Annotated in this window: 12 protein-coding genes; all 12 read left to right on the top strand. The window is 59.5% G+C overall.

All coding sequences use genetic code 11. The annotated features are described in order from the left end of the window. Nucleotides 1-1,173 (top strand): elongation factor Tu (gene tuf, locus VIM95_RS01825; RefSeq protein WP_331982290.1); only part of this gene is annotated, 1,173 nt, incomplete at its 5' end. Between the two features lie 98 nt (nucleotides 1,174-1,271). Continuing rightward, nucleotides 1,272-1,583, top strand: a complete 312-nt coding sequence (gene rpsJ, locus VIM95_RS01820; protein ID WP_072428332.1) for a 30S ribosomal protein S10 — start codon at nucleotides 1,272-1,274, stop codon at nucleotides 1,581-1,583. Between the two features lie 165 nt (nucleotides 1,584-1,748). Continuing rightward, nucleotides 1,749-2,393 carry a 50S ribosomal protein L3 gene (gene rplC, locus VIM95_RS01815; protein WP_331982285.1) on the top strand — a complete coding sequence of 215 codons (645 nt, stop codon included), beginning with the start codon at nucleotides 1,749-1,751 and terminating at the stop codon, nucleotides 2,391-2,393. After that, nucleotides 2,393-3,016, top strand: a complete 624-nt coding sequence (gene rplD / locus VIM95_RS01810; RefSeq protein WP_331982282.1) for a 50S ribosomal protein L4 — start codon at nucleotides 2,393-2,395, stop codon at nucleotides 3,014-3,016. Before rplC ends, rplD begins: the two co-directional genes overlap by 1 nt. Before the next feature lie 5 nt (nucleotides 3,017-3,021). Continuing rightward, nucleotides 3,022-3,318: a 50S ribosomal protein L23 gene (gene rplW / locus VIM95_RS01805; RefSeq protein WP_349258173.1), complete on the top strand. Its 297-nt coding sequence runs from the start codon at nucleotides 3,022-3,024 to the stop codon at nucleotides 3,316-3,318. Nucleotides 3,319-3,329: 11 nt separating this feature from the next. Then, entirely contained in the window at nucleotides 3,330-4,160 is an 831-nt protein-coding gene (gene rplB / locus VIM95_RS01800; RefSeq protein WP_331982276.1) for a 50S ribosomal protein L2, read from the top strand. 6 nt (nucleotides 4,161-4,166) lie between these two features. Next, a complete protein-coding gene (gene rpsS, locus VIM95_RS01795; RefSeq protein ID WP_028446086.1) occupies nucleotides 4,167-4,442 on the top strand; it encodes a 30S ribosomal protein S19 in 276 nt (91 codons plus the stop codon). 9 nt (nucleotides 4,443-4,451) lie between these two features. Then, nucleotides 4,452-4,781, top strand: a complete 330-nt coding sequence (gene rplV, locus VIM95_RS01790; protein ID WP_331982270.1) for a 50S ribosomal protein L22 — start codon at nucleotides 4,452-4,454, stop codon at nucleotides 4,779-4,781. Between the two features lie 7 nt (nucleotides 4,782-4,788). Beyond that, complete coding sequence (gene rpsC / locus VIM95_RS01785; protein WP_331982267.1) at nucleotides 4,789-5,493, top strand: 30S ribosomal protein S3; 705 nt, start codon at nucleotides 4,789-4,791, stop codon at nucleotides 5,491-5,493. Next, on the top strand, nucleotides 5,477-5,893 hold the full coding sequence (gene rplP / locus VIM95_RS01780; protein WP_072428324.1) for a 50S ribosomal protein L16: 417 nt from the start codon (nucleotides 5,477-5,479) through the stop codon (nucleotides 5,891-5,893). The genes rpsC and rplP overlap by 17 nt, the downstream gene beginning before the upstream one ends. A gap of 1 nt (nucleotide 5,894) precedes the next feature. Next, entirely contained in the window at nucleotides 5,895-6,083 is a 189-nt protein-coding gene (gene rpmC / locus VIM95_RS01775; RefSeq protein WP_331982263.1) for a 50S ribosomal protein L29, read from the top strand. Beyond that, nucleotides 6,084-6,347, top strand: a complete 264-nt coding sequence (gene rpsQ / locus VIM95_RS01770) for a 30S ribosomal protein S17 (protein WP_331982260.1) — start codon at nucleotides 6,084-6,086, stop codon at nucleotides 6,345-6,347. The last annotated feature ends 151 nt before the right edge of the window (nucleotides 6,348-6,498 follow it).

Below are 6,498 nucleotides of genomic sequence, written 5' to 3'. Positions count from 1 at the left end.
GAGCGGACCAAACCGCACGTAAACGTTGGCACCATCGGTCACGTTGACCACGGTAAGACCACGCTGACCGCCGCGATCACCACCATTCTGTCGAAGAAGTTCGGTGGCGAAGCCAAGGGCTACGACCAGATCGACAGCGCGCCGGAAGAAAAGGCCCGCGGTATTACCATCAACACCGCGCACGTTGAGTACGAGACCGAAAACCGTCACTACGCTCACGTTGACTGCCCGGGTCACGCCGACTACGTGAAGAACATGATCACCGGTGCTGCCCAGATGGACGGCGCGATCCTGGTTGTGTCCTCCGCTGACGGCCCGATGCCGCAGACCCGCGAGCACATCCTGCTGGCCCGTCAGGTTGGCGTGCCTTACATCATCGTGTTCATGAACAAGGCCGACATGGTCGACGACGCCGAGCTGCTCGAGCTGGTCGAAATGGAAGTCCGTGAACTGCTGAGCAAGTACGAATTCCCTGGCGACGACCTGCCCATCATCAAGGGTTCGGCGCTGAAGGCCCTGGAAGGCGACCAGTCGGAAATCGGCGAACCCGCCATTTTCGCCCTGGCTGCAGCCCTGGACAGCTACATCCCCACCCCGGAACGTGCCATTGACGGCGCCTTCCTGATGCCGGTGGAAGACGTGTTCTCGATCTCGGGTCGCGGTACCGTGGTGACCGGTCGTGTTGAGCGCGGCATCATCAAGGTTGGTGAAGAAATCGAAATCGTCGGTATCAAGCCGACCGTGAAGACCACCTGTACCGGCGTGGAAATGTTCCGCAAGCTGCTGGACCAAGGTCAGGCTGGTGACAACATCGGCGCGCTGCTGCGTGGTACCAAGCGTGAAGACGTCGAGCGTGGCCAAGTGCTGGCCAAGCCGGGTTCGATCACCCCGCACACCAAGTTCTCGGGTTCGGTGTACGTGCTGTCCAAGGACGAAGGTGGTCGTCACACCCCGTTCTTCAACGGCTACCGTCCGCAGTTCTACTTCCGTACCACCGACGTGACCGGTGCGGTTGAGCTGCCGGCTGGCACCGAAATGGTGATGCCTGGCGACAACGTTGAAGTGGTTGTTGCCCTGATCGCCCCGATCGCCATGGAACAAGGTCTGCGCTTCGCCATCCGCGAAGGTGGCCGTACCGTTGGCGCCGGCGTTGTGGCCAAGATCATCGAGTAATTGGCTGGACCAGGCGGGTGGGTCGCTAGGCTCACCCGCCTTTCGTTCTTTATTGCAAACCGGTGGCCGCAAGGCTGCCTCGCTCTTTAGGAAATACCATGGCTAACCAAAAGATTCGTATCCGCCTCAAGGCTTATGACTACGCGCTGATCGACCGTTCCGCCCAGGAAATCGTCGACACCGCCAAGCGCACTGGCGCTGTGGTCAAGGGCCCGGTTCCCCTGCCGACCAAGATCGAGCGCTTCGATGTGCTCCGTTCGCCGCACGTGAACAAGACCTCGCGCGACCAGCTCGAGATCCGTACCCACCTGCGTCTGATGGATATCGTCGATCCGACCGACAAGACTGTGGACGCGCTGATGAAGCTGGACCTGCCGGCTGGCGTCGACGTCGAGATCAAGCTGCAATAATTTCTTGCATTAAGTCAAGAAGTTGCGATAAGATCGCGGGCTCGCTGTATAAGCGAGCCCGTTTTCGTTTCCGGAACGGGTAGTTTCGTTCGATGCAGGCCGCCCTGCGCGGCTTGCGAATGATCGCCGGCCAATCGTAGCTGGCCCTTTTAAAAGGAAAGAACGATGAGCTTAGGACTTATCGGACGCAAGGTCGGTATGACCCGCGTGTTCGTCGAGGATGGTGCTTCCATCCCGGTGACCGTGCTGGATCTGTCGGCTAACCGCGTCGCGCAAATCAAGACGCCGGAAGTAGATGGCTATGCCGCCGTGCAAGTCACCTTCGGCGAACGTCGCGCAAACCGTGTGAACAAGGCTGAAGCCGGTCACTTCGCTAAGGCGGGTGTCGAGGCTGGTCGTGGTCTGCACGAGTTCGCGCTGACGGCTGACGAGCTGGCCAAGTTCCAGCCCGGCAGCCAGATCACCGTTGAGATCTTCACCGTGGGTCAGCTGGTCGATGTGACCGGTACCTCCCAGGGTAAGGGCTTCTCCGGTCCGATCAAGCGTCACAACTTCAGTTCGCAGCGCGCTTCGCACGGTAACTCCGTGTCGCACAATGCTCCTGGTTCGATCGGTATGGCGCAGGATCCGGGTCGTGTTTTCCCGGGTAAGCGCATGGCCGGTCAGTACGGTAACGTCAAGCGTACCGTGCAGAACCTGGAAGTGGTCCGTGTTGATGCCGAACGTGGTCTGTTGCTCGTCAAGGGTGCCGTTCCCGGCTCCAAGGGCAACGACGTGGTCGTGCGTCCCAGCGTGAAGGCAGGTGCGTAATGGAACTGAAAGTCATCAATGCAAGTGGCCAGGCTGCCGCTAGCGTGACCGCTTCCGACGCACTGTTCGGTCGCGATTACAACGAAGCCCTGGTTCACCAGGTTGTTACCGCCTACCTCGCCAACGCCCGTAGCGGCAACCGCGCCCAAAAGGGCCGTAGCGATGTGGCCAAGTCCACCCGCAAGCCGTGGCGCCAAAAGGGTACGGGCCGTGCTCGTGCCGGTATGGCTTCCAGCCCGCTGTGGCGTGGTGGTGGCAAGATCTTCCCGAGCTCGCCTGACGAGAACTTCACCCAGAAGGTAAATCGCAAGATGTACCGCGCTGGCGTTGCGACCATCCTGTCGCAACTGGTCCGTGAAGACCGTCTGGTGGTGGTGGATGCCTTCACGGCCGAAACCCCGAAGACCAAGGCCTTTGCCGCCAAGCTGGCTGCCATGGGTCTGAACGAGCGCACCCTCATCGTCACCGACAACCTCGACGAAAACCTGTACCTGGCTTCGCGCAACCTGCCGAACGTCCTGGTCCTGGAACCGTCGCAAGCCGACCCGGTCAGCCTGGTCCGCTTCAAGAAGGTGCTGGTGACCCGCGAGGCGCTCAAGCAAATCGAGGAGATCCTGGCATGACTCAGCTGAATGAAGACCGTCTGCTGCAAGTTCTGCTGGCCCCGGTGATCTCTGAAAAGAGCACCCTGGTTGCCGAGAAGAACGAGCAAGTTGTTTTCCGCGTAGCCAGCGACGCCACCAAGCCTGAAATCAAGGCTGCGGTTGAGCTGCTGTTCAAAGTGCAGGTCGAATCCGTCCAGGTCACCAATGTGAAGCCGAAGCAAAAGCGCTTTGGTCGTAGCACTGGCTGGCGCAAGGGCTGGAAGAAGGCCTACGTTGCCCTGAAGCCCGGTCAAGAGATTGACCTGCAGGCTGCGCAGTAAGGAGAACGACGATGCTGGTAAAAGTAAAACCGACTTCCCCCGGTCGCCGCGCGGTCGTTAAGGTTGTCAGCCCCGAGCTGCACAAGGGTAAGCCCTTTGCCGCCCTGGTTGAGAGCAAGAGCAAGAACGCCGGTCGTAACAACCGTGGTGTGGTTACCGTTCGCCATCATGGCGGCGGTCACAAGCAGCACTACCGCATGATCGACTTCCGTCGCAACAAGGATGGCATCACCGCCACCGTTGAGCGTCTGGAATACGATCCGAACCGTACCGCCCACATCGCGCTGCTGTGCTACGCCGATGGTGAGCGTCGTTACATCATCGCCCCGCGCGGCCTGTCGGTCGGCGCTCAGGTGGTGAGTGGTTCGGAAGCCCCGATCAAGGTGGGCAACACCCTGCCGCTGCGCAACATTCCGGTGGGTAGCACCATTCACTGCATCGAGATGCAACCTGGCAAGGGCGCGCAGATCGCACGTTCGGCCGGTGCCTCGGTTCAGCTGTTGGCTCGCGAAGGCGCTTACGCTCAGCTGCGTCTGCGTTCCGGCGAAATCCGCAAGGTGCACGTCGATTGCCGCGCCACCATTGGTGAGGTGGGCAACGAAGAGCACAACCTGCGCAAGATCGGTAAGGCTGGCGCAAACCGCTGGCGTGGTATCCGCCCGACCGTTCGCGGTACGGCGATGAACCCGATCGATCACCCGCATGGTGGCGGTGAAGGCCGTACTGGCGAAGGCCGTGTGCCGGTTAGCCCGTGGGGTACCCCGACTAAGGGTTACCGTACCCGCAACAACAAGCGTACCGACAACATGATCGTGCGCCGCCGGTATTCGAATAAGGGGTAATTAGACATGGCTCGTTCCGTTAAGAAAGGCCCGTTTGTCGACGCCCACCTGCTCAAGAAAATTGAAGCAGTGCGCGCTACCAACGACAAGCGCCCGGTAAAGACCTGGTCCCGTCGTTCCACCGTGCTGCCCGACTTTGTCGGTCTGACCATCGCGGTGCACAACGGTAAGCAACATGTTCCCGTTTACATCAACGAGAACATGGTCGGTCACAAGCTGGGCGAATTCTCGCTGACCCGTACGTTCAAGGGTCACGCTGCCGACAAAAAAGCCAAGAAGTAAGGTGCTGCCATGCAAACTTCCGCTATTTTGACTGGCGCACGCCTGTCGGCTCAGAAAGCTCGCCTGGTCGCTGACCTGGTGCGCGGCAAGCCGGTTGAGCACGCCATCAACATTCTGACCTTCAGCCCCAAGAAGGGCGCGGTCATCATCAAGAAGTTGTTGCTGTCGGCGATTGCTAATGCCGAACACAACGACGGCGCCGACATCGACGCTCTCAAGGTGACGACCATTTTTGTGGACAAGGGACCTTCCCTGAAGCGTTTTGCTGCTCGTGCCAAGGGCCGCGGCAACCGCATCGAGAAGCAGACCTGCCACATCACCCTTACCGTGGGCGAATGAGGACGATATGGGACAGAAAATTCATCCGACTGGCTTTCGTCTAGCCGTCAACAAGAACTGGGCCTCGAAGTGGTATGCGACTAGCAAAAACTTCCCGGCCATGCTCGCCGAAGACATCAAGGTGCGCGAGTTCCTGAAGAAAAAGTTGTCGCACGCCTCGGTTGGTCGCATCGTTATCGAGCGCCCCGCCAAGAACGCCCGCATCACCATTCACAGCGCCCGTCCGGGTGTTGTGATCGGCAAGAAGGGTGAAGACATCGAAATCCTGAAGCGCGATCTCGTCAAGCTGATGGGTGTGCCCGTGCACATCAACATCGAAGAGATCCGCAAGCCGGAAACCGATGCTCAGGTGATCGCCGACTCCATCGCTGCGCAGCTGGAAAAGCGCGTGATGTTCCGTCGCGCCATGAAGCGTGCCATGCAAAACGCCATGCGTCTGGGTGCCCAGGGCATCAAGATCATGTCGTCGGGCCGTCTGAATGGTATCGAAATCGCCCGTACCGAATGGTACCGCGAAGGCCGTGTGCCCCTGCACACCCTGCGCGCCGATATCGACTACGCGACCTCCGAAGCCAAGACCACCTACGGCATCATCGGTATCAAGGTGTGGGTGTACAAGGGTGAAGTGAAGCCGGGCCAGGAAGTCGTGGCCCAGCCGGAACAAGCCGAACGCAAGCCGCGAAAGGGACCTCGTAATGCTGCAGCCAACTAGACTCAAGTACCGCAAACAGCAGAAGGGCCGTAACACCGGCGTTGCTACCCGCGGTAACAAGGTTAGCTTCGGTGAGTGGGGCCTGAAGGCCATCGGCCGTGGTCGTCTGACCGCTCGCCAGATTGAAGCCGCTCGTCGCGCTATGACCCGTCACATCAAGCGTGGCGGTCGTGTGTGGATCCGTGTATTCCCGGACAAGCCGATCTCTTCCAAGCCCGCCGAAGTCCGGATGGGTAACGGTAAGGGTAGCCCGGAGTACTACGTCGCTGAAATCCAGCCTGGCAAGGTGCTGTACGAGATGGACGGTGTGGACGAGACCCTCGCCCGCGAAGCCTTCCGTCTGGCCGCTGCCAAACTGCCGATCGCGACGACTTTCGTAACCCGACATGTGGGGCAGTGAGATGAAGACGACTGAACTGAATAGCAAGTCGGTCGATGAGCTCAAGACCGAGCTCACCTCGCTCCTGAAGGCCCAGTTCGGCCTGCGCATGCAGCTGGCTACCCAGCAGCTTGCCAAGACCAGCGAACTGAAGCGCGTTCGCCGCGATATCGCGCGCGTTCGCACCATCCTGGCTCAGAAGGTGGCGTAAATGACCGAGACCAAACTGAAGCGTTCGCTGACCGGCCGTGTGGTCAGCAACAAGATGGACAAGACCGTGACCGTGCTGGTCGAGCGTAAAGTGAAGCACCCGCTCTACGGCAAGATCATCCGTCTGTCCAAGAAGTACCACGCTCACGACGAAACCAACGCCTATGGCGAAGGCGACGTGGTGACGATCGAGGAAACCCGTCCGCTGTCCAAGACCAAGTCCTGGATTGTTACCGGCCTCGTGGAAAAAGCACGTAACGTTTAATCAGTGATTTAAATCACTTTTTTCTCGTTTCGCTTGTCAGGGCATTCTACTTCTTGTAGAATGCCCTGCTGTTTATCCTTCGTCGGTGTGCGGCGTTCTGTTGCGCCCTGGTGAAGGGGTTTCTCCCTATCGGGATCCAAAACTGGCCGTT

Source organism: Chitinimonas sp. (assembly GCF_036568685.1).
Lineage (GTDB): Bacteria > Pseudomonadota > Gammaproteobacteria > Burkholderiales > Chitinimonadaceae > Chitinimonas.
The sequence above is the reverse complement of the archived record's forward strand: the minus strand, read 5'-3'. Positions and strand labels throughout refer to the sequence as shown.

What these genes read in the sequence shown, in the direction of transcription:
- rplD (WP_331982282.1), top strand. Translation starts at nt 2,393, where the DNA reads ATGGAACTGAAAGTCATCAATGCAAGTGGCCAGGCTGCCGCTAGCGTG.
- rplB (WP_331982276.1), top strand. Translation starts at nt 3,330, where the DNA reads ATGCTGGTAAAAGTAAAACCGACTTCCCCCGGTCGCCGCGCGGTCGTT.
- rpmC (WP_331982263.1), top strand. Translation starts at nt 5,895, where the DNA reads ATGAAGACGACTGAACTGAATAGCAAGTCGGTCGATGAGCTCAAGACC.
- rplV (WP_331982270.1), top strand. Translation starts at nt 4,452, where the DNA reads ATGCAAACTTCCGCTATTTTGACTGGCGCACGCCTGTCGGCTCAGAAA.
- rpsJ (WP_072428332.1), top strand. Translation starts at nt 1,272, where the DNA reads ATGGCTAACCAAAAGATTCGTATCCGCCTCAAGGCTTATGACTACGCG.
- rpsS (WP_028446086.1), top strand. Translation starts at nt 4,167, where the DNA reads ATGGCTCGTTCCGTTAAGAAAGGCCCGTTTGTCGACGCCCACCTGCTC.
- rpsC (WP_331982267.1), top strand. Translation starts at nt 4,789, where the DNA reads ATGGGACAGAAAATTCATCCGACTGGCTTTCGTCTAGCCGTCAACAAG.
- rpsQ (WP_331982260.1), top strand. Translation starts at nt 6,084, where the DNA reads ATGACCGAGACCAAACTGAAGCGTTCGCTGACCGGCCGTGTGGTCAGC.
- rplC (WP_331982285.1), top strand. Translation starts at nt 1,749, where the DNA reads ATGAGCTTAGGACTTATCGGACGCAAGGTCGGTATGACCCGCGTGTTC.
- rplP (WP_072428324.1), top strand. Translation starts at nt 5,477, where the DNA reads ATGCTGCAGCCAACTAGACTCAAGTACCGCAAACAGCAGAAGGGCCGT.